Below are 26,830 nucleotides of genomic sequence, written 5' to 3'. Positions count from 1 at the left end.
GCCCTCGCCAAACTCATTGAGGGCGCCTGGGTGACAGACGACGCGCTCGCCGTGCTCGAAGAGCGCAAGGGCGTCGAGGTCGACGCGCCCGGTTGGGAGCTGATCGACACGCTGGAAGCGGGCGACACGGTCGTGCGGTTTTTCCGGCGGGAGGATGCCTGAATTCCCGGGCGAGCGAAGCGATGACCCGGGACCTACCTCCGCTTTAAGCGCCNNGATGGAGGCCCCGGCTCTGCGCTACGCTTGGCCGGGGTTTCAGCGTTAGAACGGAATCTAAACCCCCAGCATCTCCCGCGCCGTCGCACTATCCGCGGCGATCTGCGCCTTGAGCGCGTCCAGCCCGTCAAACTTCTGCTCGGAGCGGATGAAGTCGATCAGATCGACTTCCAGGGTCTGCCCGTAAAGGTCGGCCTCAAAGTCAAACAAGTGCGCCTCAAGCCGCGCCTCGGTCCCCTGCACGGTCGGGCGAGAGCCCAGATTGGCGACGCCGGCGACACTGTCGCCTGACGGCAGGTGCGCGCGCACGGCGTAGACGCCGAATTTGGGGCGCAGATACTCGCCCAGGCCGATATTGGCTGTCGGAAAGCCCAGAAGCCGCCCGCGCTGATCGCCCTTGGACACCACGCCCTCAATGGCGAAAGGACGCTCCAGCAGCGCCGCAGCGGTCTTCACATCGCCCTCGCGCAAGGCGTTGCGCACATTGGTCGAGGAAATCTTGCCCGACGCGTCGTCCAGATTGACCGCTTCAGCGATGGTCACCGCGACGCCATAGCGCGCGCCCAGCGCCTTCAGCGCCGCCGCATCGCCCGCCCGGTCCTTGCCGAAACAGAAATCCGCGCCGGTCACCACGCCTCTCAGGCCAAGCCCCTCAGCCAGCACCTCGCGCACGAACTCATCGGGCGTCATGGCGGCCATCGCCTTTGAAAACGGGATATGAAACACCGCTTCAGCGCCCGCGTCTTTCAAAGCGCGGGCGCGTTGATGGTCGTTCATCAACAGGAAGGGCGGCGCATCCGGCGCAAAGACCTGGCGCGGATGCGGGCTGAACACCGCCCCGGCGCAGCGCGCGTCCAGCGTTTTGGCGAACGCGCAGGCGGTCTGGATCACGGCGCGATGGCCGCGATGCACGCCGTCAAAATTGCCCAGCGCCGCCACGCAGCCGCGCGACACCTCGGGCAGGTCCGTATAGCCGTGATAAACCGACACGCCTTACGCCGTGCTCTTGCGGCGTTTGCGGACAATCACTTCAGCATCGGCTTCCATACAGGTCTGGCCTTCCACTTCGCACACACAGGCGAGTTTCACCCGGCGCGCCTTGATGTCCACCTCTGTGACAGTGGCGCGCGCGATCACGGTATCGCCGATCCGCACGGGACGTTCAAACCGCATCGTCATCCCTGCGAACACGGCGCCCGGCCCCGGCAGATGATTGCCCAGAACGCAGGAAATAAAGCTCGCCACCAGCGCGCCATGGGCGATCCGGCCCCGAAACGGAGAGCGGGCTGCATACGCTTCATCCATATGCAGCGGGTTGAAATCACCGGAAACCTCGGCGAATTGCTTCACCGTATTATCATCCACGAGCCGCGTGATTTCAGCAGATTGCCCCACTTCCAGCTCGTTGATGCCGTAGCCCTCAAAATCACTCATGTGTCACTGCCTTTCCACTTGCGGCGCGTGTTTAACCGAATTTTGACCGCGCTTGTCTACTGTCAGTTTTGTACTGAGCCCTCAATCAGGAGCTTTGAGGGGTTCAGCTATGGTCGTTAATTGGATGGAGGAAGGGTCATGGCTGTCGAAATGACGATGCCGATCCTGGTGGTGGACGATTACAAAACCATGGTTCGCATCATCAAGAACCTGCTCAAGCAGATCGGGTTCGAGAATGTGGACGAAGCTTCGGACGGGACCGAAGCATTTGAAAAGATGAAGAAGAAAAAATATGGCCTGGTCATCTCCGACTGGAATATGGAGCCGATGACCGGCTATGAACTGCTGCAGAAAGTGCGCGCTGACGAATCCGTCAAGGCCACGCCTTTCATCATGGTCACGGCGGAATCCAAAACCGAGAACGTGATCGCAGCGAAAAAAGCCGGTGTGAACAATTATATCGTGAAACCGTTCAACGCCGGAACGCTAAAAGCCAAGATGACCGCCGTCATCGGCGAATTCTAGGGCGAGGGCTTCGTCCCGCCCCTCATGACTAACACGTCGTTAGGGGTGGTGCTGTTGAAGTCCCGCTAGGGCTGGAGTGAAAGGAAGACCGACATGCCTGCCGCAGAAGTCGCCGCACGGGTACGCCAGTCTCTGGAGTCGGTGAAAGTTTCCGATCTCGAAAACGTACAGCTGATCGAGGTGTTGCGCATGGCGCAGCAGCTCACCGACACCATGCAGATGTTTTTCGGGTCCCTGGACAAGTCGATCCACGCCGAATTCAATTCCATCGCCGATTACATCGCGAAAACCCGTGATGAAATCGCGCATCTGCGCCCCAACGACATCCGCGATTCCCGGCTTCCGGGCGCGGGCGCCGAACTGGAAGCGCTGATCGCCGACACCGAACGGGCGACGGAAACCATCATGAGCGAAGCTGAAACGCTCATGTGCAGCGAAACGGAAGATCTGGACGCCTACAAGATGGAGGTCTCCGATTCGATGACCAAAATCATCGAGGCCTGCTCCTTCCAGGATCTCACCGGTCAACGCGTGTCCAAAGTGGTCAGCTCGCTCAAGCATATCGAAGAGCGGGTGGCGCGCTTCGCCCAGACCATGGGCGTGAACGACGCCGAGGCCACCGCCAACGAAAAGGCCGAGGAAGAGCGCAAAGCCAAGCTCCACCTCAACGGCCCGGCCATTGGCGGACCGGAAGTGGGTCAGGACAATGTCGATGACCTTCTGGCCATGGACCAGGATTCCATCGACGCATTGTTTGACTAACTTTTTTAGACGCCATGCGTGTTGATCCACGCATGAAAAAAGCCCCGCCGGATCCCGGCGGGGCTTTTTTTCGTGTTTCACCCGGCCTGAACTAGGCGGCGTCGAGCTTGCGGCCGGAGCCTTCTTCGACGCTGACCACGTCATTGTTCTCGTCCAGCAGCACCACAGTGGGGACGAACTGGCGCGCTTCTTCCGCCGCCATGCCCGCATAGGCCACCACGATGATGCGGTCGCCCGGCTGGGCCAGACGCGCCGCAGCGCCATTGATGCCGAACATCTTGGAGCCGCGCGGCGCGGAGATGGCGTAGGTGGTGAACCGCTCGCCATTGTTGATGTTCAGGACATCCACCTGCTCATTGACCAGAATGCCCGCCGCTTCCAGCAGGTCCTGGTCGATGGAGATGGAGCCTTCATAGTGAAGGTCCGCTTGCGTCACCGCGGCGCGGTGAAGCTTGGTCTTCATCATGGTGAGTTGCATGCCGCCCTCGTCATGAAAATGAGTCTGTTGCACTGCGGTATACGCTATCGGTGAAGAAATTACAGCCCAACCTTCACTGACATATTTGTCAGATAGGTTTCACATGTGCGTTTTTTAAGGCCATGCTGGCCTCAAGCGCTCCGGGGGCACATCAGAAATGTTCAAAATCGCGGTCCTGCAACACGCCATGGCGCCAGACATCGACGCCAATCTCGACACCGCCGAACGGCTGATGAAAGCGGCCGCCGAGGCGGGCGCGCGGCTGGTGGTCTTCCCCGAGCTGCAGCTCAGCCCCTTCTTCCCCAAGCGCCGCGCCCCCGCCAAGGATGACCCCTCCGCGCAATACCTGATGGACCGCGCTCACCCCGCCCTCAAACGCCTGTCAGAGCTGGCGCGCGCCCACAAGCTCGTCACCGTGGCCAATCTTTACATGTCCCGCGACGGCCGCCGCTTTGACGCCTCGCCTGTCATTGATGCGGACGGCGCGGTGCTCGGCGTCAGCGAGATGGTCCATGTGGCCCAGTTCGACGGCTTCTGGGAGAAAGACTATTACGATCATGGCGAGGGGTTTGAGGTCTATGACACTGCTGTGGGCCGCGTCGGCGTGGTGATCTGCTATGACCGGCATTTCCCTGAAAGCTGGCGCGCCTGCGCGCTGAAAGGCGCGGAGATCATCGCCACCCCCGCCTGCAATCTCGCCCATGAAAATCTCGATCTCTTCGCCAGCGAGATCGGCGTCATGGCCATGCAGAATTCGGTCTACGCCGCCATGTCCAATCGCTGCGGAACCGAAGACGGCCAGGCCTATGCCGGCCACTCCGTCATCGCCGGCCCCGACGGGGCGTTACTGGCCCGCGCCGGCAGCGACGAACAGATCCTGATCGCCGAGTGTGACCCCAGACACCGCCTCAAGATCGCCCGAAAAGCCGGCTGGCTCGCCGAACTGCAAGACTGGCTGAAGCCGGGCGCTGAAGAGCCTGTGGGGGTGTCGTGAGGGGGTGATTTGGTGAGGTGTGGTGATTGGTGCCGTTAGACTCCGAAAGCGGATATTTCGGGACGGTATCGCGACGAGATGTGACGCGCTCAACCGCACTTTCATCCTTTATGCCGCTGTCAAAGAAACATTCGCTTTCAATTACTTAAATTGATCCACTTGCATTCCACCTCTCTCCCGGTAGCTTTATCCACCACCTCAAGTGGAAGGGCAGTCCATGGCGCATGGTTATACGCTTTTCATCGACGAAAGCGGCGAAGCCGGCATCGCTAGGGTTCGAGACGCAGAGCAGCCTGGCGCGTCACCTTATATGACGATGGGCGCCGTGATCGTGCCTAACGCGCATCTAGATAGTTTGTCTGAGTGTGTAGAGTCAGTAAAAAAGACAATTGGAAAGCAGGAATTGCACTGCTCCAATTTGAAGCATTTTGAGCTTCTATTTTTCGCAAAAAGCATGGCCAAAGAAAAAGTTCGCTTCTTCGGAGCAATCTCTAAAAAGAAAACTCTCGGCCCTTACAAAACTGCAATCAAGGATAATCCCCGCAAGTATTATAATAAGTGCGCTCAATACCTATTAGAGCGCGTTGGTTGGTTTATGGGGAACCGATCCCTTATGCCGCATCAGCTTGATATTGTATTCGAGAGAGCAAACGTCGATTACGATGCCCTAGCGAACCTTATACGCCGCTGCCAAGACAGCCCCCTTCATGAATCAACCAAACAGCTCCGCAATATCTCTGCGGACCGCATTTACTCAATAGAGAAAAATGAGCACCCTGCACTTTGTATAGCCGATCTCGTTGCTCATGCTCTCTACAAGTGTGTCGACAAAACTGAAAGAAACTTCGGTATCGTAGAGCCTCGCTACCTGCGCGAGCTCTCCCCACGGTTCTTCGGAAACCCGGAAACGGCGAAGGCGTTAGGCGCTGGGCTGTATTGCGTCCACAGCGTGCGCGACCTCGAATTAGAGGACGAAGCCGCTCAGCTCTTCCATTCCATGACACCTGAATAGCGGAAAGTCAGAGAGTTCGCTGACAGCTGCGCCCCCTCACATAAAGAGTCAGAGCCCCCTATTTCGGGTGCTGGCCGCGCCAGGCTTCCATGGACAGGGAGATGGCGAAGGTTTCGCGGTATTTGGGGCTGCCGGCGGGGCGCGGCGGTTGTTCGCGGGTCAGTTCCATGATTTCCGCCAGCTTGTTATGGGCGGCGCCCGCCTGGCCCGCGCCGATATAGGCGTGCAGCTCCACAAGCGCGTTGGCCAGCGGGTCGTCGGCGCGGATGACGAAATAGGGCTCGTCATCGGCGAGGTCGGGCAGGCAATCGTGTTTGCTGGGATTGGCTTTGGATCCGAGCGGGGCGGTGGTCATGGGCGAGCTCCTTGGCGAGGCGGCGCGAATCAGAGCGCCGCGCTTTCATCCAGACTAGCAAATAGCGGCGCGGGCGCACCCGCCGAACTGACGCAGGCGCTGACCGAAGGAGCTGCAAGGGCCGCCTCGCAATCGCCTTGAAATCGCCGCGCCCTTTCAACTCCGGTTCAGCTAGGCTCTGCGCATGATAAGGTTCACACGGGCGAATTGAGGGGAGAGACCACATGGTTCGGACCACAGGACTGATACTGATCGCCAGCGCCGCGCTGGTCGGCTGCGATCAACAATCGAGCTACACCACCGATTCCGAAGGCTATATGGTCGATGACATGGCGATGATGGAGGCCCCGCAGGCGGCCCCCGCCCCCATGCGCGCCCGGTCAGAGGCCGTGACGGCCTCAGGCTCCGGCGCCGCTCAGACCGCGCCAGAGGACGTCTCAGCGCCCTTGCTGGCCTACACCTATCAAACCAGCCTGGAGCTGCCGGGCGAGGTTCTGGCGGCCACACAGGCCGGCCATGTGGCGGCGTGTCAGACCGCGAGTCCCGCGACCTGCCAGGTGATCCGCGCTCAGGTGAACAACGCCGACGGGCCGCGCCCCAGCGCCTATCTGCAGCTGCGCGCCGCGCCGGACTGGATCGTGGAGTTCCGCGCCGGGCTTGAAGGCGAGACCGAAGAGCTGGGCGGTCAGGTGCTGTCAGACCAGACCTCGGTCGAGGATCTGACCACGCGCATTGTCGACACCGCCGCGCGCGTTGCGGCCCAGACCACTTTGCGCGACCGCTTGCAACAGCTTCTGGAAACCCGCGACGGCGATCTCAGTGATCTGCTGGCGGTGGAGCGGGAGCTCGCGAACGTGCAGGCCAGTCTCGACGCCCAGGCGAGCGTTCTGGCCGCCCTGCGCCAGCGGGTGAACACCTCCATGCTGACGCTGAACTATCAGGCCGAGCGTCAGGTGGTGGAGCCTGAAACCTTCAATCCCATCGGGCGCGCGTTCAAGGAAATGGGCGAGGTGTTCGCCAATTCCGTCGCCAGCCTGATCCTGTTCCTCGCCGGCGCCCTGCCCTGGCTGGTGATCGCAGTGCCGGTGATCTCCGGCGTCGTCATCGGCTTCCGTCGCCTGCTGCGCCGGAAGAAAGCGGCGAGCTAGGCCGAAAGGTGCAGCACCATCTGCCGGACATGCGGCCGGTCTCGATGCTCAAACAGGTAGAGCCCCTGCCAGGTTCCGAGCATCAACCGGCCGCCGCTGACCGGCACGCCCACTGAAGCCGCCGTCAGCGCGGACTTGATATGGGCGGGCATGTCGTCCGGGCCTTCGGTGGTGTGGCTGAGCCAAGCCATCGACGGATCATCCGAGCGCGGAACCAGCCGCGCGAAAAACGCCTGCAGATCGCGCTGCACGTCAGGGTCGGCGTTCTCCTGGATCACTACGGACGCCGAAGTGTGGCGCACGAAACAGGTCAGAAGCCCCTCCTCCATGCCGGACGCCGCCACGAACCGCGCCGCCTCGCGGGTAACCTCGTAAAGCCCCGGCCCGCGGGTTTCGATCTCCAGCATCGTCTGCGGCATATGCGCGTCTCCTTCAGCCTCACCAGTCTGTGTCTCGACCCTCAGGGGTAAATCTGAAACAGTCCCGCATCAATTCAGCGGCGGCTTGGAAGGTCAGACATGCGCGAACAGGTTCGGGATTATTATGGCGACGTGCTGCAATCGAGCGGCGATCTGAAATCAGACGCCTGCTGCGAGATTTCCGCGCCCGAACCCCATATCCGTGACGCGCTGACAAACATCCATCCCGAGGTGGCGAACAAATACTATGGCTGCGGCCTGATCGCGCCCGAGGGCATCACAGGCAAGCGCGTGCTCGATCTGGGCTGCGGCACGGGGCGCGACGTGTTCCTGCTGGCCCAATTGGTGGGCGAAACCGGCGAAGTCGTCGGCGTCGACATGACCGACAACCAGCTTGCCGTCGCGCTTGAGCATGAGACCTGGCACGCCGATCGCTTCGGCTATGCCAAACCCAACACCCGCTTCCTCAAGGGCTATATCGAGGCGCTCGACCAGCTCGACCTTGAAGCGGGCAGCTTTGATCTGATCATCTCAAACTGCGTGATCAATCTCTCCACTGACAAACCGGCGGTGTTTGCGGGCGTGCGTCATCTTCTGAAGCCTGACGGTGTGATGCATTTCGCGGATGTCTACGCCGAGCGCGCCGTGCCGGAAGACCTGCGCACCGACCCGGTGCTCTATGGCGAATGCCTGGCTGGCGCTTTGGCCTGGTCAGATTTTCTCGCCATCGCCGAGGACACCGGCTTTGACGCGCCGGAGCTCGTCGATCACCGCCCGCTGGCGATCAGTGATGACGCCCTGATCGAGAAACTGGACGGTCTCAAATTCGTCTCCGCCACGGTCGAGCTACGCCCGGCCCCGGCCAATGACGCCCCGCGTCAGGAGACGGGCGATCCGTTCACCCTGCCCTCCCCGCATGCGCCCAGCAGCGGGTCGTGCTGCGGGTAAAGACCTAGCGCCAGCAGGTCAGGCCGCCTTCTTTAGACCATGGAGCGGGTCAGCTTGCGCACATCCTCCACGGTCAGGGGAGCTGACACGCCTTCAACCGTCTTCCAGAAAATCTCGGACACCTGTTTCCGATCCCGGCATTGCTGCACCAAAGGCGGTAAACCCTCCAGCTTATCTGCCTCTTCCTGAAAGTGCCTGGCGAGATCAGGCTGTTCGGCCAGCAGGTCCGTCAGTTCAGGATAGCTGTGTTCCAGAACCACCCAGCGCGCCAGAACTTCCGGCTTCACTCCGCCAGAGAAGCCCTCGCCCACCCTCAGCGTGTAGGTGTTCAGCAAGCGTTTCATATTGCGCGGATTGAACGGAATAATGGTGGAGAGCTGCGCTAGACGGTGTTTAGCTTCGCGCTCAATAGTTTCCGATCGGCTCGCGCGTTCAAAGGCGGCTGATCGGATTTCATCCTGCAAGGCTTCTGAATCTTCAGACGCTTCAGATTGTTCGACGATAGCCTCGATCTCTTCATAGGTGTCTGCCGTTTCGATCCGCGATTCCGCTTGCTGGCGCAATTGTCGCAAGTCCTCCGCCGTGGGCTGAGGCGAGAGCGATTGCGCCTCCCCATCCTCACCCAACAATTTCTGCCAGTATCTGCGTTGTGCGTTGTGTGAAGGAGCGGGCAACGGCGTGGAAAGCTGGAAAATCTTTTCCAGAAAGAGATACCCCAGCGGCTGGCCCATGCCCTCCACCTGAGCGAAGGCGTCATTATAGCGGTGCTCAAAGGCCGATTTGATCCATTTGCGATCCGCCGCCACCACATAGACCACATTGGGATGCCGGAATGCGGTCTGAATGCCTTCAAGCAATTCCACCAGATAGTCCGCGTCACACCGGTCCAAATCGTCGATCATGATACAAAGCGGACGGTCCGTGATGTCGATCAAGCTTTTGAACAGTTTGCGAACGCGCCCCAGTGTATCGCGAGTCATCACCTCATGTTGTTCGGCGTATTGCTTGGACCCAAAAACTAGTCCGCGTGCGACTAGAAACCCGGTCCCAGCCAAGGTCACTAGCGCTGTGATAACACTTGTGATGACTTTGCCCGCATTATTTTCAAGACCGAGCGTCCAGACCAAGTAAGTACACGCTGCAGCCACACCTATTGCGACTAAAACGGGAAAAACATTGCCCATGAAGTTGAAGCGCGCCCATCTTGCAAAGATCAAACCTGCACGCCAGTTAAACCCAAGCCCGTCACAAATTCCCCTATAGACCGCCTCCAACATCGCCCACCAGGGCGGACGGCGGCGCTCATTTTCCCAGGCGTTGAAATTGACCACGATCCAGCGATCCTTAAAGCGCCGATCTGTGGTCAGACGCGCCTCCATCATTTTCAGGATGGTGGATTTACCCGCCCCCCAGGGCGCGTGAAGATTGATCGCGAAACCCTGCCCGCGCTTGAGCTGATCTGCATGCAGGCTTTGCAGCCGATCCACCATCACCTCCACAAAGGGCGACCGCCCCAGCTCGTCTTTCAGCGTGGGGTTGTCGTGCTGGATATCAGCTTGATCGCTAAAAACTTGGCTAGATCTTTTCTCTGAGGCCTTAGGTTCAGGATCATATGAATTTTGCTGCGGCACTTGCTCAGGCTTAAGATCAGCAGGAGTCAGATTTGAATCATCACTCAATAAAGATTGGCCTAGTATAAAATCATTATCTTTAGGTGCTGATATGGATGAAGAAATGGCTTCAGAGTTCTGCGCCCCCAAACCGACAGAATCACAGATTTCGCGCATAATTTTCGAAGCAGGACGTTGATCGCTAACCCGCCAGAAATTTACACCCTTGCTCAGAAGTAATTCAGTTACTTCTTTAGTGAATAATTTATTCCCAACACCAATGCCCGCAAATTCCGAATAAATAACACTCCACGCTTCGAAACCGTCAATACTAGATAAATATTTCTTTATTTGACTTAAGTCAGAAAATAGCCAATTTGGAATTTCAGACCATAGTTCATTTTCAATATCTTTGTTTTTAGAATTTGCATGCGCTATATCCCTTTCTATAAAAGACATTATTTCAGTTCTGTCCGGGAAATAATTTCTATTTAATGAAATTGCACTTCCAAACGATGACACCAAACTTGAAACTTTATTTCCTCCGATTACATTAACGGAACCTATAATGCAGTTTGATATCGACTGAAATGTTTGCAATTCTGCGCCCGAAAGAAATGCTGAAACATTATTAGAAGTATTCATTAGATCAATTGCGATATTTTTTATATATTTTCCGTCGCCAACGGCCCTCATACACAAAATCACCTTAAAAAGGGATAGCATATGATCCTTCCACGCATATATTACATTGAAATCTTTTGAGTAAATTGAATAAAAAGGCATAATTCGCGCCGCATTCCTCAGCGCAATCATTTCAATTTGTTTTGGACTCAAACTTTGCAACAGAATTGCAGTATGTTTCATGTCACCAGACGAGAGGCCAGCCATATCATTTTTCATAGCGTTTTCCGAACCATGGATTGATTCACAGCTAAGGGTTTTCGCCTATTAAGGCCACTCAAGCGGATGTAAAAATAAAATACAGTAGCGGCATCTCGCTGCACTTCCTACTTAAAGCCCGTTCAGCTCCCAGCGCCTGACGGGTTTCGCGAAACCGCCCGAGCTTTCATAGAGCGCTTCGGCGGCTTCGGTTTCAGAGCTGGTCCACATCAGGAAGGTGGCGGGGCTTTCGCGCACATCCTCGACCACGGCTTCAAACAGCGCCCGGCCGGCGCCCTCGCCGCGACCAGCCTTGCCGACGCAAACCTCGGCCAGCCAGGCGCCGGCGCCGCCATGCCCGCTATCGTAATAGGCGTGCCAAACCGCATAGCCGATGGGCTCGCCATCCGCGGCCGACGCAACCAGCACATGAAAGCTGGCGTCGTGACCGAACAGGGTGGTCTTGATGTTATCGGGCGTGCAGTGCTCGGTTGAATCGCCCACGACTTCATTGAGTTCGCGCGACAGACGGGCGATCGCCGCGGCGTCGCGCGGGCGCGCGGCCCGGACGGTCAGATCTGACTGGCTCATAGTCTATCCTTTGCTATGTGAGGTGAGGCCGAGGGAGCGTCCCCGCCTATTCGCTCGGCGCGTCTTCGGAGAGCAGGTCGCCCGCCTGGGTCTCCCGGCGCTCTTCCTCGACGCGTTCGGCCAGCGAGGTGTCCGGCGCGACGTCTGTGATCTCAGCGCTCGGCGTCTTAGCAGGTCGTACGGGTGCGCGGTCTGTGTCGGGCGCAGGTTTTGGCTTCGCCGCCGTCGGCAGCGACCCGCTGTCGATCCGCAGGCGATAGGTCGGATCGGGCAAGGTGAAGCCGGCAGAATCGAGCGCCGCCTTGACGGTTGCAATGGCCACCGAGCGCGATTTGAGAAAATCGGCTGCGGTCTGGTCAATCCAGGCGGAGAAGAACAGGTTGATGGTGGAATCGCCCACTTCGCGAATGCCCGCCGCCGGGTCCGGCTCGGTCATGACGAACTTCAGAGCCTTGAGCGCCTCAAGGCCGGTCTCGACCGCAGACAGAGGATCATCCTCGGGGTCGACGCCGAGAACAAAATCAAACCGGCGCTCGGGATTGCGGGTGTAGTTGAGAATGACCGCCTTGAAGACCAGCGCATTGGGCAGGCGCAGATGATTGCCCTCCAGCGTCATCAGCACGGTGGCGCGCGAGGTGAGACGGATCACCCGCCCCTCCTGCCCGTCTATGACCACATGGTCGTTGGGGCGGAACGGCTGACGCACCGACAGCATGATCGAGGCGATGTAATTCTCGATTGTGTCCTTGACCGCGAACCCGACCGCGAGACCGATCACCCCCGCGGCGCCCAAGAGCGCCCCGAGAAACGCCGTGGCGTCCAGCAAGGTCAGCGCCGACACCAGTCCGAACACCACAAACAGGCTGAACACCGTGGAGCCCAGAAGATCGGCCACAAAGCTGTTGGGCGCGAGCAACCGCCACAGTCCGTCCCAGCGGCTCAGAAGCCAGCCGATCCCGCCAAGGACCAGAAACACCGCCATCGCCAAGGCCAGCAGCGGAATGATCCGCACGAGATCCTGCAGTGTCGTCTCCAGCCCGCCCATGGCGGGCGCGACGCGGGTGGAGACCGACAGATCACGGTCGATCCGGTTCTCCACCGTCACCACGCCCTCGACCCGAAGCGCCAGCGCCTCGGCGCGGCTGGCGGCGTCGGCGGTCAGGGTTTCCCCCGTCAGGGTGACGACGCCTGACTCAACACTGATTTCGACCCCGGACAGGGTGTCGATCTCGCCAAAGATCGTGGCGATGCGTTGCGCGATGGCGGCGTCGGACGGCGCATCGGTCTCAAGCGCGATCTCGCCGCCCGCCTCACCGCCTTCGGCTTGCGCGAACGCAGTCTCTGGACACAGCGCACAGGCGCTCGTCAGAAGGATCAACAGGACGAGAGAGCGGAACAGGGGCAGAGGGTTCATCCGGCAAGATTTGCGCAGGGCGCAGGAAAAGAAAAGGCGCTTCAGAACCAAACGCCCCGCCGCCCCATTGGTTGCGCCCCGAACAGCAAAAAGCCCCGCTGTTTCCAGTGGGGCTTTTCGGGGCTGTCTGTCGGCAGCGCTCTAGCTGTCCAGGAAGGAGCGCAGCTTGCGGCTGCGGCTCGGGTGCTTGAGCTTGCGCAGGGCTTTGGCTTCGATCTGGCGGATCCGCTCGCGGGTCACGCTGAACTGCTGGCCCACTTCTTCCAGAGTGTGGTCGGTGTTCATGCCGATGCCGAAGCGCATGCGCAGCACGCGCTCTTCACGCGGGGTGAGCGAGGCGAGCACCAAAGTGGTGGTTTCGCGCAAGTTGGAGTGGATCGCAGCGTCGATGGGCAGAACCGCGTTCTTGTCCTCGATGAAATCGCCCAGATGGCTGTCTTCCTCGTCCCCGATCGGGGTTTCAAGGGAGATCGGCTCCTTGGCGATCTTCATCACCTTGCGCACTTTTTCCAGCGGCATGGAGAGCTTTTCCGCCAGCTCTTCCGGGGTCGGCTCGCGGCCGATCTCGTGGAGCATCTGACGGCTGGTGCGCACGATCTTGTTGATCGTCTCGATCATGTGCACCGGAATACGGATGGTGCGCGCCTGGTCGGCGATCGAACGGGTGATGGCCTGACGGATCCACCAGGTGGCGTAGGTGGAGAACTTGTAGCCGCGGCGATATTCGAACTTATCCACCGCCTTCATCAGGCCAATATTGCCTTCCTGGATGAGGTCGAGGAATTGCAGGCCGCGATTGGTGTATTTCTTGGCGATGGAGATCACCAGACGCAGGTTGGCCTCCACCATTTCCTTCTTGGCGACGCGGGCTTCGCGAGCGCCTTTCTGAACGGTGGCGACGATGCGGCGGTAATCATCGATCGGAACGCCGGATTCCTGAGCCAGAGTGGCGATCTGTTCGCGCAGCTCGCCCGCCTCTTTCTCTTCACGCTCGACAAAACGCGTCCAGGCCTTGGTCTTGCCGGACATGTCTTTCAGCCAGTCAGGATCAAGCTCATGGCCCTGATAGGATTTGAGGAAGTCCGTGCGCGGCACGCCATGGGCTTCCGCCATGCGCAACAGCTTGCCTTCAAGGCCCATCAGTTTCTTGTTGATGGCGTCCAGCTGTTCGACCAGCGCCTCGATCCGGGCGTTGTTCAGGTGCAGCGAATTGAGGTTCGCCACGATGCGTTCGAACACATCGTCATAGGCGGCCTGGTCCTTGTCGCTCAGATGCTTGCCGGACAGGCGCGAGGAGACCAGACGGTCCTGAAGCTGACGGAAGACGTCGAAATCGGTGGCGATGGCGTCCAGGGTCTCCATGACCCCGTCGCGCAGCTCGGCCTCCATGGCGGCAAGCGACATGTTCGCGCCGTCATCATCATCATCGTCGTCGCTGTCGCCTTCGGACTCGCCTTCGGCTTTTTCGCCGTCTTCGCTGTCAGAGGACTCATCATCGGTTTTGGCGTCGGCGTCATCGGCCTTGGCCTCGTCACCCTCGCCTTCGCCGTCTTCATCATCTTCAGACACCGCCGTAGCGTCTTCACGCACGCCGCCATAGGTGGCGTCCAGGTCGATAATGTCACGCAGCAGGACCTGGCCTTCGCGCAGCTCGTCGCGCCAGACCATGATGGCTTCAAAGGTCAGCGGGCTTTCGCACAGCCCGCGGATCATCGCATTGCGGCCCGCCTCGATGCGCTTGGCGATGGCGATCTCGCCCTCGCGCGACAACAACTCGACCGAACCCATCTCGCGCAGATACATGCGCACCGGGTCGTCGGTGCGGTCTTGCGCCGAGGTGGTGTTCTGACCGGCGACGACGTCCGCCTTGGCTTTCTTGGTGACGGCGGTGGACTTTTCCTCGTCCTCCTCGTCATCAGCCTCGGCGCCGGACGCGTCGGTGTCCGCATCCTCTTCGGAATCCACGACCGTAATCCCCATCTCGGAGAGTTGGGCGAGGATGTCCTCGATCTGCTCGGAGCTGAATTCTTCGCTCGGCAGGACCTTGTTCAGCTCGTCATGGGTCACATAACCGCGTTTTTTCGCGGTTTTGATCATGGCTTTGACGGTCTGATCAGTCAGGTCCAGCAGCGGGCCGTCCTGATTTTCAGAGGTCGCTTCAGCGTTTTCAGCGGCGGCTTTGCTCATTCGGTGATCATGCTCCCGGAGGATTTCATTGGCTGCGCGCACAAAGGGCGGCGTAGGCGCGCGCTAGCGCTGTCGACCCCGCCGCTCCGCGACGAGGTAATTTTTGAGGGCGTCAGAATCACCCTCTTCAAAGAAGTCGGCGTGTCTTGGTCGGTCCTGAGCGTCTTGCGCAACTCTTTCCATATAAGAAGCCGAAAGCCTGCGCCAAGCCTCAAGCCGGCTGTCAGCATCCGCCTCACTCCCCCCAAGACTGGCGCGCATGGGCGCTTTGTCCACAGCCAACCGTGTCAGTTGGGGGCCGAAACCCCGTCGAGACAACGCATCGCGCAGTCCGCCGACAGGCAGAGACTCCCCAGAGAAACACGCGTCTAGAATCGCGTCCCTAAGGCTGTCAAGCGTTCCGAACGAGATTTGCAGCAAAGTCTCGGCCTCGGCCTCAGCGATTTCGGGGTGTTCGATCACCGCCAGAAGCAGCTGACGCAAGGGCGCAGACGGCGATTTGTGCTTGCGCTGCGCCACCAGTTCCGCGGTGGGCGGCTGCAGTGGCATGAAGCGCCGACCGGCGCCGCGCCCTGTATATCCGCCCCGGTTTCGATCCGGTCGGAACCCGGCCTGGGGCGTACGCCCGAACTGCGCGTCGATGCGCACATCAAACTCGGCGCGGTATTCCGCCTTGATGTCGGGATCCTTGATCTTGGCGACCAGCGCCTTGATCCGTTTACGGAAACCCGCGCGGCGGTCCGGGTCATCCAGTGGTTCAAGCTCCACTTCACGCCGCCATAACACGTCGATCAAGGGCTTGGCGTCATCGATGGCGTCCTTGAGCGCCTGGGCGCCGCGCTCGCGCAACAGATCGTCGGGGTCCTGGCCATCGGGCAGAAAGACAAAGCGCAGCGTGCGCCCCGGCTCCAGCAAATCCAGCGCGCGTTCCGCCGCCAGCGCCGCTGCCCGCGTGCCTGCGGCGTCGCCGTCCAGACACACCACAGGCTCCGGTCCGGCGCGCCATAATAAACGCAGCTGGTTTTCCGTGAGCGCCGTGCCGAGCGGCGCCACGGCCTGGCCCAACCCGGCGCGGGCGAAGGCGATCACGTCCATATAGCCTTCCGCCACGATCAGGCCCTTGGCCTTCACCTTGGGATCATGGGCGAAGGCGCGCGCTTCGGGATAGCGATAGAGCAGAGAGCCTTTGTGAAACAACTCGGTCTCGGGCGAGTTGAGGTATTTCGCCCGGACGTCTTTGCTCATCGCCCGGCCGCCAAAGGCCACCAGGCGGTCGCGCGCATCCTTGATGGGAAACATCACCCGGCCGCGAAACCGGTCATAAGGCTCGCCGCCATCATCGGGCAGGATCGACAGGCCGGCGTCCGACAAGTCTTGCGCGCTCGCGCCCTTCTGGATCAGCGCACGGGTCAGGCCGCGGCGATTATCGGGCGCAAACCCCAGACCAAAGCGCTCCATATCGGATCGGCTGAGCCCGCGGCGTTCCAGATAAAGCCGCGCCTCTTCGCCTTCTGGCGCATAAAGAGAGCGTGTGAAATACTCCTGAGCGAGCGCGATCCAGTCGAGAAGAGTTTTGCGATGCTGTTCTTGCTGGGGGTCGCGCTGCTCCATGCGCGGCACTTCCAGCCCGGCTTCCTGAGCCAGGGCCTCGATCGCTTCCATGAAGCTCAGGCCTTGGGTTTTCTGAAGCCAGGTGAAGATGTCGCCATGCTCCTGGCTGGCGAAGCAATGGTAGAAGCCCTTCTCGTCATTGACGAAAAACGAGGGCGTGCGCTCTTTCTTGAACGGAGACAGTCCGACGAACTCGCGGCCCTGCCGCTTGAGCGGCACCGTACGCCCGATCAGCTCGGATGGGCGGATGCGCGTCTTGATCTCGTCTTTGAAACCGTCGGGAATCGCCACGAACTGAACATCCTCCAGCCCGACAGCATAAACCGGCCCGGGTCAGACGGCTAGGAGCCTAAGCCTGACCTTGCAGCAAAGTTTTCACTTCCTTGCCGGCCTTGGCGAAATCCATGCGGCCGGTATAGCGCTCTTTAAGCGCCGCCATGCAGCGGCCCATGTCTTTCAGACCTCCCGCTTCAAGCTCGCTGACCACGGATTGGGCGGCCTGGGCGATTTCGGCGGGCTTCATGGGTTCCGGCAAGTAAGAGCTGACGATCTCGGCTTCCGCGCGTTCGCGCTCGGCGAGATCAAGCCGACCCGCATTTTCATACGTCTCAGCGCTCTCTTCGCGTTGCTTGAGCAGCTTTTGCAAGATCGCCTGGATTTCAGGCAAGTCGCAGCCATCGCAGCGGTCTTCCTGACGCGCGGCGATGTCGCGATCCTTGATGGCGGCCTGGATGAGACGCAGCGTGGAGACACGCGTGCTATCCTGAGCGCGCATGGCGTCTTTGAGGTCAGAGAGGATGCGGTCGCGAAGCGACATGAGGGCACCTATTTGCGGCGGCGCTGCAGATAAGCGCCAAGCCATTGAAATTACAAGAATTTGCAGCGCGGCCTTTTGCTTGACCCGGCCTCGCCGCTCGCCTACGTTCCGCGCGTTTAACCGCCCGCCGCTGGAGCCCAGCTCGCGGCCCCGCGCGTGTCAGGAGGCGAGCACCTATGCCGGAAGCAGTCAAGAATCAAGTGCCGATGCAATCACCATCATCGGATATCCAGCCCGAATGGGCGACCGCCGCTCTGATTCTGGCTGACGGTACAGTGTTTTACGGGACGGGAGCCGGCGCGACCGGCTCCGCCGTCGCCGAGCTCTGTTTCAATACCGCGATGACCGGACACCAGGAAATCCTGGCCGATCCCTCCTATGCGGGCCAGATCGTGTGCTTCACCTTCCCCCATGTGGGCAATGTGGGCGCCAACGCCGAAGACGAGGAAGCGGCAAGCGCCATCGCCCGCAAGGCGGCCGTGGGCATGGTCAGCCGCGAAGAGATCACCCCGCCCGCCAGCTGGCGGGCCGAGACCGGCTTTGACGAATGGCTGGCGGCGCGCGAAATCATCGCCATCACGGGCGTCGACACCCGCGCCATCACCCGCCGCATCCGCGAGACCGGCATGCCCATGGCCACCATCGCCCATGCCCGCGACGGCAAGCTCGATATCTCCGCTCTGAAAGCCCAAGCCAAGAACGCCCCGCCCATGGAAGGCGTCGAGCTGGCGGGCGCGGTGGCTTGCGACGCGGCCAATGACTGGACAGACGGCGATTGGGGCTGGTCGGAAGGCTTCGCCAAAGGCCCCGAAGACGGCCCGCTGGTTGTGGTGCTCGATTATGGCGTGAAGGCCAACATCCTGCGCCGCCTGGTCTCCGCCGGCGCCCGCGTACAAGTCGTGCCGGGCAGAGCGAGCAAAGAGGATGTCCTCAAACTCAACCCCGCCGGCGTTCTCGTCTCCAATGGTCCCGGCGACCCCGCCGCCACCGGCGAATACGCGCTCGAGACGATTCGCGGCGTGATCGAGGCCGGCGTGCCGGTTCTGGGCATCTGCCTGGGCCATCAGATGCTGGCGCTGGCGCTTGGCGCAAAAACCCAGAAGATGGTTCAGGGCCATCACGGCGCGAACCATCCGGTGAAAAACATCGAGACCGGTCAGGTGGAGATCGTGTCCATGAACCACGGTTTCGCCGTGGATCGCGACAGCCTGCCCGAGGGCGCGGTCGAGACCCATGTCTCGCTGTTTGACGGCACCAATTGCGGCTTCAAGCTGACCGACAAGCCGGTCTGGGCGGTGCAGCACCACCCCGAAGCCAGCCCAGGCCCGCAAGACAGCTTCAAGGTCTTTGAGAGCTTTGTGGGCGGGCTGAAGGCCGGTTAAGCCACTGGCGGCTCTGCCTGGCGCAATGCTAGTCTTCCCGCGTGAAACGGGGAGGGGCCCATGGTGAAGCTGACACGGCGGCAGACGCTGGTCACAGGTTTGGCGGGGATGACGGGACTTGCGGCCTCCGCCTGTGGGGGCGCCGGGTCAACGCCGGATGATCTGCTTCGCGTCGCCATCGAAACCGAGCCAGACAGCCTGGACCCGCTGCGCGGCCAGTTCGCCTCCGCCGCGCTTCTGTACAAGCAGCTGCACGCCCCGCTGACCGAATACGCGCCCTCTGGCGGTCTGGCGCCGGGGCTGGCCTTGACCTGGCGCAGCGAGGATGCGCGCGTCTGGCGCTTCACCTTGCGGCCTGACCTGGTCTGGTCGGACGGCGCGCCCCTGACCGCGGACGATGTGGTCTGGACCGCCCGGCGCGCCGTGGATCCCACCACGGGCTTTGCGGATCTGGGCGACTTCTTCGCCGTGATCGGCGCGCGCGAAGCGCTAGCGGGCGAGCGTCATCCCGACACCATCGCCGTCAGCGCCCCTGACCCGCGCACCGTTGTGTTCGAGCTGGACCGCCCAGTGGGCAATTTCCCGGTGCTGATGCGCGAATTCTACCCCCTGCCCCGCCATCAGGTCGAAGCGTATCCTGATGACTGGATCCGGCCTGAACACTGGGTCTCGGCCGGACCTTACGTGCTGGACCGCCACGAAGCGCTGTCTTTGCAGCTGGTGAAAAACCCGCGTTTCACTGCCGCCGACAGCGTCAAGGTCAACGCCATCAGCGTGGATGTGATCGACACCCCCTCCGCCCGCGCCAGGCGGTTCCGGGCCGGCGATTATGACCTGGCCGAGCGCCCGCCAACCGACCAGATCGGCTTTCTGCGCGAGACGGTGGGCGATCAGCTGCACGCTTATCCGGCGCCGATCCTGACCTATCTCAAGCTCAATTGCGCCCAGCCCTATCTGAGCGACCCACGGGTTCGGCGCGCCTTGAGCCTGGGGCTCGACCGGGCGTTCCTGAACACGCATTTCTTCAATGGCGAGGCGCAATCAAGCGACACGGTGATTCCCCGACACGGTGACGCCTATACGCCTCCGCGCCCGGACCCTGACGCCGCCCGCGCCTTGCTGGCCGAAGCGGGCTTCACAGCGCAATCGCCTTTGCGGCTGACCGTGCGTGCGACCGCCGGCGACCGCGACCGACTGGCCATCGCAATCCTGGACGACTGGTCACGGATCGGCGTGGAGGGCGAGCTGCTCGCCAGCTATCCGCTCGATCTTTATCAGGCGGTGGACGCCGGGGATTTCGATGTGGCGCTGGCCCGCTTTGATCGCGGTCTGAAATCGGATCCCGACTTCATGCTGCAACCCTTCTCCCGCAACGGCTTCGCTGACAATACCAACTGGTCTGGCGCAGCACGCGAGAGTTTCGACGCGCTGATGGCGGACGCCTACGCCATGATCGACCCCGAAGAGCGAGCGGTGCAGTTCCGGCGCGCGGAAACGATTTTCCTGGAGGCCATGCCGAACATCCCGCTGGTGCATGAGCGCGCCTACTGGCTGATCTCGGACCGCACCCGCGCCCCTGAAGACATCCAGCCTCAGCTCTGGCGGGATCTGGAATTGCGCTAGGCCTGTCGCGCGTGCGCGGCACAAGCGTTGCACATCATTTCCCCGGACATGCGAATACGGACGGGACGCTATAGAGCCCAGCCCCGGCTCAATTGTCTGAAGAGCGCTTGTATGACAAGGCGCTCAGCGCCGCAGCAAAGCGGCGGCGCTGCCCCGTGAGAGGCGAGCTGAAGGCGGAAGAAACTGCCGATATGCAGATTTGGACGGCAAGACCGACCGGCCGCAACCTGTGACCCGGCCTTCGGGAACGAGACGTCAGGAGAAGACACATGAGCGCCAGCGCCATTACCGGCCCCTCATGGACACCCTGGGACACCAAGCACGCCAGGGGCGCCGCCCTGGGCGAGATGGCGCTGCCCGATCCCACCAAAAAGCCCGAAGACGCCCGAGAGAACGAACAGGCCGCCGCAGCGCCTGAGCTGAACCGCGAAGAAAAGGCAGGCAAGATCAATGAAAGCCTGTCGTCGCAATTGTTCGCCGCTTTGCTCGATCTGCAGAATTTCGCGCAAGCCAATCCCATGGGTGACCGTGACAGCGAAACCGGGTCACAACCCGCGAATGGCGCCACCAGCGTGGATGGCGGCAGCGCCAATCTGACAGACACCGACGCACTGTCGGGAGGCGCGACGGGAGAAACGGTTCAACAAGCCGAAGAGAATGACGACAAACGCGGCGTCAGCGCCCAACAGTCTGGATCGGCCACTGTGATCAGTGCGAAAACGGCCGCGACGACGGATGCGGATGACACAGCGCTGTCTCCGGCCCTGCTGGCCCAGATCGAAGGCGCGCGGAATCCGCAGGCTGCGTCCGACAGGCTCGCCCGTTTCCTGGCCTATAGCTAAACCATGACCCCCGATTTCGCCCTCACGCTCTGGCGCGCGGACCTCGTTCGGTTCGCCCTCGAGGATCGGCAGCTGAAAACCGGCAAGCGCGTGATCGCCAACCATGCCGGCTGGCTGCGGCGCTATCACGGCCTTGATCATCTGGCGGTTCTGTTTGAGCAAATCGAAGCGCAAGCGGACCAGATCACCGACTTGCCGCGGCTGGTCTACGCCGCCTGGTTTCATGACGCGATCCACAAGAGCTGGCGCAACGACAATGAGCAGCGCAGCGCCGACTGGGCGCAGGCGGCGCTTGTGGACATGGGCGCGGATGAAGCGCTGGCGACGCGGGTGCACAGCCTCATTCTGGCGACCGTTGACCCTGCCGGCGGCGGGGCGGATGCCGACGACGCGCTGTTCCTAGACATGGACTGCGCCGTTTTGGGCGCCAATCCTGACGCCTATGACCAATATGCGCGGCAGGTGCGCGCAGAACATGTCTGGGCGCTGCCGCATTCCTATAAAAAAGGCCGTGCGGCGTTTCTCACCCGCCAGCTCGAGCGGGAGCGCCTGTATCATACGCCCGCCTATCAGGAGCGGTTTGAAGCGCAGGCGCGCGAAAATATGCAGCGCGAGCTAGCGAAGCTGACGCGCTAGTCGGCGCGCAACACCTCATCAAACAGAGCCACTGACCGGTTGAGCAGGGTCATGCGAGAGCCGGGCAAATCCAGAAAATGGCTCTCCCCCTCAAGCCTCACATATTCAAAGCCCTCCGCGCCGCGCAACTGGCGGCGCAGGGCGTCCGACGCCTCGATGGGAACGATGCTGTCCTGGGTGCCGTGCAAAAGCAGGATCGGCATGTCCAGCGTCTGGGCGTTGCGCAGGATCGAAACGCGATCAGAGGCCTCCTGATCCCAGACCAGATCGCCCATATACTGCTCCCAGAAATGATAAGCGATGAATGAGCCATTCCGGCGCTCACGCCCCATAAGACTGACCGGGTTGGTCACGGGCGCGAACGCCACGACGCAGGCGACTTCATCGGGCGCCATGATGGCCGCGCGCAGCGCCGCATACCCGCCATAGGATCCGCCCGCCAGGCAATAGCCGCCCGACCGCGCCAGCCCGTCAGCCTTGACGGCGCGCGCGCCGTCAATGATGTCCTGAACCATCAGGTCGCCGAACTCGCCATATCCCGCGCGCTGGAAATCCAGCCCATAGCCGAGCGAGCCGCGAAAATTGGGCTGCAGCACCAGATAGCCCTGCGCCGCATAGGCCTGGGCCCACCAGTCAAACTCCAGACCATCACGGGCGGCCGGTCCGCCATGGGGCAACACCACAAGCGGCAGCGCCTCTGCACCTTCGCTCCAGCCCGCCGGCGTGGTCAAAACCGCTTCAATCTCCAGCCCGTCCGAGGCGGCGTAGCGATACAGCCGACGCGCGGGCAATGCGGTCCCAGCCAGGCTGGGATAGCTGGCGGAGAAGGGCCAGACATTTCGCGCCGACCGTTGATAGAGAAAGAATTCGCGCGGACGGGAGGGTTCTTCAATGGCCAGAACCAGCAGGTCCCGGTCATCACTGAAGGAGACGATCTGAACCGGCGCGCCCAAGGCTCGCGTCAGGGACGCCGCATCCGCCGCCAAATCCTCGTCAAAGAAAAACTGCGCGCTCTGGCCGTCGCGCTCGCCGTTAAAGCCCATCAATCTCTGGCGGCGATCCCAGATCGGCGCGCTGACTGTATCCAGTGTCATATTTTCAAGGCGCGTGATCTCGCCACTGACCCGGTCCATGCGGCGATACCCGCCGCGCTCTCCCGGAAAGAATGCCAGGAACCCGGTTTCATCCATGAAGCCCAGCACGCTAGGCGCATCGCTCTGATGGGTGGCCGAGTAAATGACGGCGCCGCGTCGGCCCGGCTCTTTGATCTCATAAAGATAGCTGAGCGGATCAAAGTGTATTTCAGCGACCACGTCGCCCTGGGCGTCCAGAACCCGGTCAAAGATATCGGACCGGTCAATCCTGCGATCATCGCCGGTTGCAAGGTCGACGCGAAACAGCCCGCTTTCAAACCCCTCACGGGTTTCAAAACGCGTTCCGATCTGACCCTCCGCCCCATTGAGAAAGGTCATCTGGATGAGAATGGAGTCAGGATCAGACAGATTGAGCGAGGCCAGGTCGGTGGCGTTGGTGCTGCCCTGTCCGCGCTCCATCAGCATGACGACCTCGCCGCTTTCCAGGCTGAGCGACAGAGCGCGCGACACTTCATAATCGCGCAAACCACTCACTGTGCTCAGCGTCAGATAGGTGGAAAGATTCACAACGAGATAGTCTTCGGAGGCGAAATACGTCCGGCCTAGCCAGGCGTTCTCCGGCGCCGGCATGGCGTGCGCCAGCTGGTTCGTCTGCAGATCGAACACGCACACCGACGGTCGGACCTCTATATGGCATTCATAGGCCAGCCAGCGCCCCTCCGGAGATACGATCGGACGACTGGCCTCAGGCAATTGCGCGAAGTCCGCCAGAGTCTGCGCGTGAGCCTGGATCGACAGACCGCACAGCCCCCCGATCAGCGCCAGACACGCGCTCAGCACGGTTTGCTTCATGACGATCCCCCCGAGATTCAGTCTCCAGACTTTCCCCGCACGGGAGAGAATTCAAGGCCTTTTCTCTCATGCGGCGCAGCGGGCAGGCGCCTGCAGCGTCCTTTACTGGACGTGACCGCAATCGCCTCTCGCCAAGCGACCGATTCCGGTCTAAGCACGGGTTTCAGCGTACATCATCAGCGCCGCACGCCGCCTCCACCCCGTTTCGGGCTTGTCAGAGGCTGCGTTTTCGCGCGCGCGTGCAACAGTTTAAGAGGCCGGCCATGCCCAAGCGCACAGACATCCAGTCCATCCTGATCATCGGCGCCGGTCCCATCGTGATCGGCCAGGCCTGCGAGTTTGACTATTCGGGCGTTCAGGCGGTGAAAGCGCTCAAGGAAGAGGGCTACCGGGTGATCCTGGTGAACTCAAACCCCGCCACGATCATGACCGATCCTGATCTGGCCGACGCCACCTATATCGAACCGATCACGCCTGAAATGGTCGCCAAGGTGATCGAGAAGGAGCGCCCAGACGCGCTGCTGCCCACCATGGGCGGACAGACCGCGCTCAATTGCGCGCTGGAGCTCGACAAGCGCGGCGTGCTGGAGCTGTTCAATGTGGAGATGATCGGCGCCAAGGCCGACGTCATCGACAAGGCGGAAAACCGCGAGCGCTTCCGCGTGGCGATGGACTCCATCGGTCTTGAAAGCCCCATCTCGCGCACCGTGCACACCATGGCGGAAGCCGAGATCGTGCTTGAGGAATTGGGCCTGCCGGTCGTGATCCGCCCCTCCTTCACCATGGGCGGCACCGGCGGCGGCATCGCCTACAATGTTGAAGAGTTCCGCGAGATCGTCACTTCGGGCCTCTATCACTCCCCGGTCACAGAAGTGCTGATCGAGGAAAGCGTTCTGGGCTGGAAAGAGTACGAGATGGAAGTGGTCCGCGACAAAGCGGACAACTGCATCATCATCTGCTCGATCGAAAACATTGACCCGATGGGCGTTCACACCGGCGATTCCATCACCGTCGCGCCCGCCCTGACCCTGACCGACAAGGAATACCAGCGCATGCGCTCGGCCTCGATCGCCGTGCTGCGCGAGATCGGGGTGGAGACCGGCGGCTCGAACGTGCAATTCGCCGTGAACCCCAAGGATGGCCGCATGGTGGTCATCGAGATGAACCCGCGCGTGTCGCGCTCGTCCGCGCTGGCGTCCAAGGCCACGGGCTTCCCCATCGCCAAGGTCGCCGCCAAGCTGGCGGTCGGCTACACGCTGGATGAGATCGACAACGACATCACCGGCGGCGCGACCCCGGCGAGCTTTGAGCCGACCATTGATTATGTGGTCACCAAGATCCCGCGCTTCGCGTTTGAGAAATATCCCGGCGCGAAAGCCACGCTGACCACCTCCATGAAGTCGGTCGGCGAAGCCATGTCCATGGGCCGCAGCTTTGCCGAAAGCGTGCAGAAAGCCCTGCGCAGCCTGGAAACCGGCCTGTCCGGTTTTGACGAGATCGAGATCGAGGGTCTCGATCAGGCTGAAGACGAGGCCGCGCGCCATCAGGCCGTGCTGGCGGCGCTGTCGCAACCCACCCCGGATCGCCTGTTGGTGATCGCCCAGGCCTTCCGCGAAGGACTGAGCGTGGAGCGGATCCAGAGCGCCTGCCTGTATGAGCCCTGGTTCCTGCGCCAGATCGAAGCCATCGTGCACGCCGAAGAACAGGTGCGCATGCTGGGTCTGCCGCAAAATGGCGATGAGCTTTTGAAGCTCAAATCCATGGGCTTCTCCGACAAGCGCCTCGCAACCCTCGCCAAGGTCGAGGAGACCGAAGTGAAGGCGCTGCGCAAGACCTTCGGCGTGCGCCCCGTCTACAAGCGCGTGGACACCTGCGCGGCCGAGTTCGCCTCACCCACCCCGTACATGTATTCGACCTATGAGCGCGGCGGCGAGTGCGAATCTGCGCCGACGGATCGCAAAAAGGCGATCATTCTCGGCGGCGGGCCGAACCGGATCGGCCAGGGAATCGAGTTTGACTATTGCTGCTGTCACGCGGCCTTCGCCTTCGCCGAGATGGGCATTGAATCCATCATGGTGAACTGCAACCCCGAGACTGTCTCCACCGACTATGACACCGCGGACCGGCTGTATTTCGAACCGCTGACCGCCGAAGACGTGCTGGAGCTGATCGAGACCGAAATGCAGTCAGGCGAGCTGCTGGGCGTGGTGGTCCAGTATGGCGGCCAGACCCCGCTGAAACTGGCGCCGGAGCTGGAAGCGGCGGGCGTGCCGATCCTGGGCACCGCGCCGGACGCCATCGACCTGGCCGAAGACCGCGAGCGCTTCAAGGCGCTGCTCGATGATCTGGGGCTGAAACAGCCGCCCAACGCCATCGCCCATGATGAAGCTGAAGCGCGCGTCATGGCCGAGGAGCTGGGCTTCCCGCTGGTGCTGCGCCCGTCGCACGTGCTCGGCGGTCGCGGCATGGAGATCGTGCGCGATGTCGAGAGCTTCAGCCGCTATATCCGCGAAGCCGTGCATGTGTCGGGCAAGGCGCCGCTGCTGCTCGACCGCTATCTGTCAGACGCCTCCGAAGTGGATGTGGACGCGGTCTGCGACGGCGAGGACGTCTGGATTTCCGGCATCATGGAGCATATCGAGGAAGCGGGCGTGCACTCGGGCGACAGCGCCTGTTCCTTGCCGCCGCACTCGCTCACCGACCAGACCGTCAGCGAGCTGCGTCGCCAGACGAAAGCCCTCGCGAAAGCCATCGGCGTCAAAGGCCTGATGAACGTGCAGTACGCGGTGAAGGACAACATGGTCTACCTCATCGAGGTGAACCCGCGCGCCAGCCGCACCGTGCCGTTCGTGGCCAAAACCATCGGCGCGCCGGTGGCCAAGATCGCCGCCAAGGTGATGGCCGGCGCGAAATTGTCAGAGTTTGAGACCCCGGCCATGCCCAGCCGCCATATCGCGGTGAAAGAGGCGGTGATGCCGTTCTCGCGCTTCCCCGGCGT

23 protein-coding genes are annotated in these 26,830 nt (G+C 61.4%); 11 read left to right on the top strand and 12 right to left on the bottom strand.

What is annotated here, in order from left to right; genetic code table 11:
* Window positions 1–273 precede the first annotated feature (273 nt).
* On the bottom strand, window positions 274–1,206 hold the full coding sequence (locus B3M53_RS01545; RefSeq protein ID WP_286799537.1) for a bifunctional riboflavin kinase/FAD synthetase: 933 nt from the start codon (window positions 1,204–1,206) through the stop codon (window positions 274–276).
* Window positions 1,207–1,209: 3 nt separating this feature from the next.
* Window positions 1,210–1,650: a MaoC family dehydratase gene (locus tag B3M53_RS01540; RefSeq protein ID WP_022701590.1), complete on the bottom strand. Its 441-nt coding sequence runs from the start codon at window positions 1,648–1,650 to the stop codon at window positions 1,210–1,212.
* 138 nt (window positions 1,651–1,788) lie between these two features.
* Here B3M53_RS01540 and B3M53_RS01535 point away from each other — a divergent pair, with 138 nt between their 5' ends.
* Together B3M53_RS01535 and B3M53_RS01530 are read left to right on the top strand one after the other, a co-directional pair.
* Window positions 1,789–2,175, top strand: coding sequence for a response regulator (locus B3M53_RS01535; RefSeq protein WP_022701589.1), 387 nt, complete (start codon window positions 1,789–1,791; stop codon window positions 2,173–2,175).
* A gap of 93 nt (window positions 2,176–2,268) precedes the next feature.
* Window positions 2,269–2,937, top strand: a complete 669-nt coding sequence (locus tag B3M53_RS01530; protein ID WP_022701588.1) for a protein phosphatase CheZ — start codon at window positions 2,269–2,271, stop codon at window positions 2,935–2,937.
* Window positions 2,938–3,028: 91 nt separating this feature from the next.
* On the opposite strand, the gene panD is transcribed toward B3M53_RS01530, so the two are convergent.
* Window positions 3,029–3,415 carry an aspartate 1-decarboxylase gene (panD, locus tag B3M53_RS01525; RefSeq protein ID WP_022701587.1) on the bottom strand — a complete coding sequence of 129 codons (387 nt, stop codon included), beginning with the start codon at window positions 3,413–3,415 and terminating at the stop codon, window positions 3,029–3,031.
* Window positions 3,416–3,572: 157 nt separating this feature from the next.
* On the opposite strand from panD, the gene B3M53_RS01520 reads away from it, so the two are divergent.
* On the top strand, window positions 3,573–4,409 hold the full coding sequence (locus tag B3M53_RS01520) for a carbon-nitrogen hydrolase family protein (RefSeq protein WP_286799536.1): 837 nt from the start codon (window positions 3,573–3,575) through the stop codon (window positions 4,407–4,409).
* Between the two features lie 217 nt (window positions 4,410–4,626).
* Window positions 4,627–5,421, top strand: coding sequence for a DUF3800 domain-containing protein (locus B3M53_RS01515; RefSeq protein ID WP_160092169.1), 795 nt, complete (start codon window positions 4,627–4,629; stop codon window positions 5,419–5,421).
* Between the two features lie 58 nt (window positions 5,422–5,479).
* On the opposite strand, the gene B3M53_RS01510 is transcribed toward B3M53_RS01515, so the two are convergent.
* Window positions 5,480–5,776, bottom strand: coding sequence for an aspartate decarboxylase (locus B3M53_RS01510; RefSeq protein WP_022701585.1), 297 nt, complete (start codon window positions 5,774–5,776; stop codon window positions 5,480–5,482).
* Window positions 5,777–6,000: 224 nt separating this feature from the next.
* Here B3M53_RS01510 and B3M53_RS01505 point away from each other — a divergent pair, with 224 nt between their 5' ends.
* On the top strand, window positions 6,001–6,924 hold the full coding sequence (locus tag B3M53_RS01505) for a DUF4349 domain-containing protein (protein ID WP_286799534.1): 924 nt from the start codon (window positions 6,001–6,003) through the stop codon (window positions 6,922–6,924).
* Here the strand turns inward: B3M53_RS01505 and B3M53_RS01500 are convergent.
* Window positions 6,921–7,343, bottom strand: a complete 423-nt coding sequence (locus tag B3M53_RS01500; RefSeq protein ID WP_286799533.1) for a secondary thiamine-phosphate synthase enzyme YjbQ — start codon at window positions 7,341–7,343, stop codon at window positions 6,921–6,923. The two genes, B3M53_RS01505 and B3M53_RS01500, sit on opposite strands and share 4 nt — an antisense overlap.
* A 99-nt stretch (window positions 7,344–7,442) precedes the next feature.
* On the opposite strand from B3M53_RS01500, the gene B3M53_RS01495 reads away from it, so the two are divergent.
* Complete coding sequence (locus tag B3M53_RS01495) at window positions 7,443–8,291, top strand: methyltransferase domain-containing protein (RefSeq protein ID WP_160092172.1); 849 nt, start codon at window positions 7,443–7,445, stop codon at window positions 8,289–8,291.
* Between the two features lie 32 nt (window positions 8,292–8,323).
* Here the strand turns inward: B3M53_RS01495 and B3M53_RS01490 are convergent, their stop codons facing one another.
* The 6 genes from B3M53_RS01490 to B3M53_RS01465 all read right to left on the bottom strand — a co-directional run bounded on the left by B3M53_RS01490 (window position 8,324) and on the right by B3M53_RS01465 (window position 17,403).
* Window positions 8,324–10,804 (bottom strand): KAP family P-loop NTPase fold protein, encoded by a 2,481-nt coding sequence (locus B3M53_RS01490; protein ID WP_286799532.1) that lies wholly within the window; start codon window positions 10,802–10,804, stop codon window positions 8,324–8,326.
* Window positions 10,805–10,915: 111 nt separating this feature from the next.
* Window positions 10,916–11,374, bottom strand: a complete 459-nt coding sequence (locus B3M53_RS01485) for a GNAT family N-acetyltransferase (protein WP_286799531.1) — start codon at window positions 11,372–11,374, stop codon at window positions 10,916–10,918.
* A 46-nt stretch (window positions 11,375–11,420) separates the two neighbouring features.
* Entirely contained in the window at window positions 11,421–12,788 is a 1,368-nt protein-coding gene (locus B3M53_RS01480; RefSeq protein ID WP_286799530.1) for a mechanosensitive ion channel family protein, read from the bottom strand.
* A 141-nt stretch (window positions 12,789–12,929) separates the two neighbouring features.
* Entirely contained in the window at window positions 12,930–14,975 is a 2,046-nt protein-coding gene (gene rpoD, locus B3M53_RS01475) for an RNA polymerase sigma factor RpoD (protein WP_022701578.1), read from the bottom strand.
* A 63-nt stretch (window positions 14,976–15,038) separates the two neighbouring features.
* Entirely contained in the window at window positions 15,039–16,877 is a 1,839-nt protein-coding gene (dnaG, locus tag B3M53_RS01470; RefSeq protein WP_286799529.1) for a DNA primase, read from the bottom strand.
* Between the two features lie 58 nt (window positions 16,878–16,935).
* On the bottom strand, window positions 16,936–17,403 hold the full coding sequence (locus tag B3M53_RS01465; protein ID WP_160092175.1) for a GatB/YqeY domain-containing protein: 468 nt from the start codon (window positions 17,401–17,403) through the stop codon (window positions 16,936–16,938).
* 206 nt (window positions 17,404–17,609) lie between these two features.
* Here B3M53_RS01465 and carA point away from each other — a divergent pair, with 206 nt between their 5' ends.
* The 4 genes from carA (at window position 17,610) to B3M53_RS01445 (ending at window position 21,886) form a co-directional block, all read left to right on the top strand.
* Window positions 17,610–18,785 carry a glutamine-hydrolyzing carbamoyl-phosphate synthase small subunit gene (gene carA, locus B3M53_RS01460; protein WP_286799528.1) on the top strand — a complete coding sequence of 392 codons (1,176 nt, stop codon included), beginning with the start codon at window positions 17,610–17,612 and terminating at the stop codon, window positions 18,783–18,785.
* Between the two features lie 60 nt (window positions 18,786–18,845).
* Entirely contained in the window at window positions 18,846–20,408 is a 1,563-nt protein-coding gene (locus B3M53_RS01455; RefSeq protein WP_286799527.1) for a peptide ABC transporter substrate-binding protein, read from the top strand.
* 269 nt (window positions 20,409–20,677) lie between these two features.
* The gene (locus B3M53_RS01450; protein WP_286799526.1) at window positions 20,678–21,250 is read left to right on the top strand and encodes a hypothetical protein; all 573 of its coding nucleotides are present in this window, start codon (window positions 20,678–20,680) and stop codon (window positions 21,248–21,250) included.
* A 3-nt stretch (window positions 21,251–21,253) separates the two neighbouring features.
* Window positions 21,254–21,886, top strand: coding sequence for a hypothetical protein (locus tag B3M53_RS01445; protein WP_286799525.1), 633 nt, complete (start codon window positions 21,254–21,256; stop codon window positions 21,884–21,886).
* Here B3M53_RS01445 and B3M53_RS01440 read toward each other — a convergent pair.
* The gene (locus B3M53_RS01440; RefSeq protein WP_286799524.1) at window positions 21,883–23,832 is read right to left on the bottom strand and encodes an alpha/beta hydrolase family protein; all 1,950 of its coding nucleotides are present in this window, start codon (window positions 23,830–23,832) and stop codon (window positions 21,883–21,885) included. The two genes, B3M53_RS01445 and B3M53_RS01440, sit on opposite strands and share 4 nt — an antisense overlap.
* Window positions 23,833–24,095: 263 nt before the next feature.
* On the opposite strand from B3M53_RS01440, the gene carB reads away from it, so the two are divergent.
* The coding region (gene carB / locus B3M53_RS01435) for a carbamoyl-phosphate synthase large subunit (protein ID WP_286799523.1) at window positions 24,096–26,830 on the top strand (2,735 nt) is incomplete at its 3' end.

It is taken from the genome of Oceanicaulis sp. UBA2681 (assembly GCF_002354675.1).
Lineage (GTDB): Bacteria > Pseudomonadota > Alphaproteobacteria > Caulobacterales > Maricaulaceae > Oceanicaulis > Oceanicaulis alexandrii.
This window is presented reverse-complemented; position numbering and strand designations above follow the sequence as displayed.

What these genes read in the sequence shown, in the direction of transcription:
- B3M53_RS01450 (WP_286799526.1), top strand. Translation starts at nt 20,678, where the DNA reads ATGAGCGCCAGCGCCATTACCGGCCCCTCATGGACACCCTGGGACACC.
- B3M53_RS01520 (WP_286799536.1), top strand. Translation starts at nt 3,573, where the DNA reads ATGTTCAAAATCGCGGTCCTGCAACACGCCATGGCGCCAGACATCGAC.
- B3M53_RS01465 (WP_160092175.1), bottom strand. Translation starts at nt 17,403, where the DNA reads ATGTCGCTTCGCGACCGCATCCTCTCTGACCTCAAAGACGCCATGCGC.
- B3M53_RS01510 (WP_022701585.1), bottom strand. Translation starts at nt 5,776, where the DNA reads ATGACCACCGCCCCGCTCGGATCCAAAGCCAATCCCAGCAAACACGAT.
- B3M53_RS01480 (WP_286799530.1), bottom strand. Translation starts at nt 12,788, where the DNA reads ATGAACCCTCTGCCCCTGTTCCGCTCTCTCGTCCTGTTGATCCTTCTG.
- B3M53_RS01540 (WP_022701590.1), bottom strand. Translation starts at nt 1,650, where the DNA reads ATGAGTGATTTTGAGGGCTACGGCATCAACGAGCTGGAAGTGGGGCAA.
- B3M53_RS01440 (WP_286799524.1), bottom strand. Translation starts at nt 23,832, where the DNA reads ATGAAGCAAACCGTGCTGAGCGCGTGTCTGGCGCTGATCGGGGGGCTG.
- B3M53_RS01485 (WP_286799531.1), bottom strand. Translation starts at nt 11,374, where the DNA reads ATGAGCCAGTCAGATCTGACCGTCCGGGCCGCGCGCCCGCGCGACGCC.
- panD (WP_022701587.1), bottom strand. Translation starts at nt 3,415, where the DNA reads ATGCAACTCACCATGATGAAGACCAAGCTTCACCGCGCCGCGGTGACG.
- B3M53_RS01535 (WP_022701589.1), top strand. Translation starts at nt 1,789, where the DNA reads ATGGCTGTCGAAATGACGATGCCGATCCTGGTGGTGGACGATTACAAA.
- B3M53_RS01530 (WP_022701588.1), top strand. Translation starts at nt 2,269, where the DNA reads ATGCCTGCCGCAGAAGTCGCCGCACGGGTACGCCAGTCTCTGGAGTCG.
- B3M53_RS01455 (WP_286799527.1), top strand. Translation starts at nt 18,846, where the DNA reads ATGGTGAAGCTGACACGGCGGCAGACGCTGGTCACAGGTTTGGCGGGG.
- B3M53_RS01490 (WP_286799532.1), bottom strand. Translation starts at nt 10,804, where the DNA reads ATGAAAAATGATATGGCTGGCCTCTCGTCTGGTGACATGAAACATACT.
- B3M53_RS01495 (WP_160092172.1), top strand. Translation starts at nt 7,443, where the DNA reads ATGCGCGAACAGGTTCGGGATTATTATGGCGACGTGCTGCAATCGAGC.
- B3M53_RS01505 (WP_286799534.1), top strand. Translation starts at nt 6,001, where the DNA reads ATGGTTCGGACCACAGGACTGATACTGATCGCCAGCGCCGCGCTGGTC.
- rpoD (WP_022701578.1), bottom strand. Translation starts at nt 14,975, where the DNA reads ATGAGCAAAGCCGCCGCTGAAAACGCTGAAGCGACCTCTGAAAATCAG.
- carA (WP_286799528.1), top strand. Translation starts at nt 17,610, where the DNA reads ATGCAATCACCATCATCGGATATCCAGCCCGAATGGGCGACCGCCGCT.
- B3M53_RS01500 (WP_286799533.1), bottom strand. Translation starts at nt 7,343, where the DNA reads ATGCCGCAGACGATGCTGGAGATCGAAACCCGCGGGCCGGGGCTTTAC.
- B3M53_RS01445 (WP_286799525.1), top strand. Translation starts at nt 21,254, where the DNA reads ATGACCCCCGATTTCGCCCTCACGCTCTGGCGCGCGGACCTCGTTCGG.
- B3M53_RS01515 (WP_160092169.1), top strand. Translation starts at nt 4,627, where the DNA reads ATGGCGCATGGTTATACGCTTTTCATCGACGAAAGCGGCGAAGCCGGC.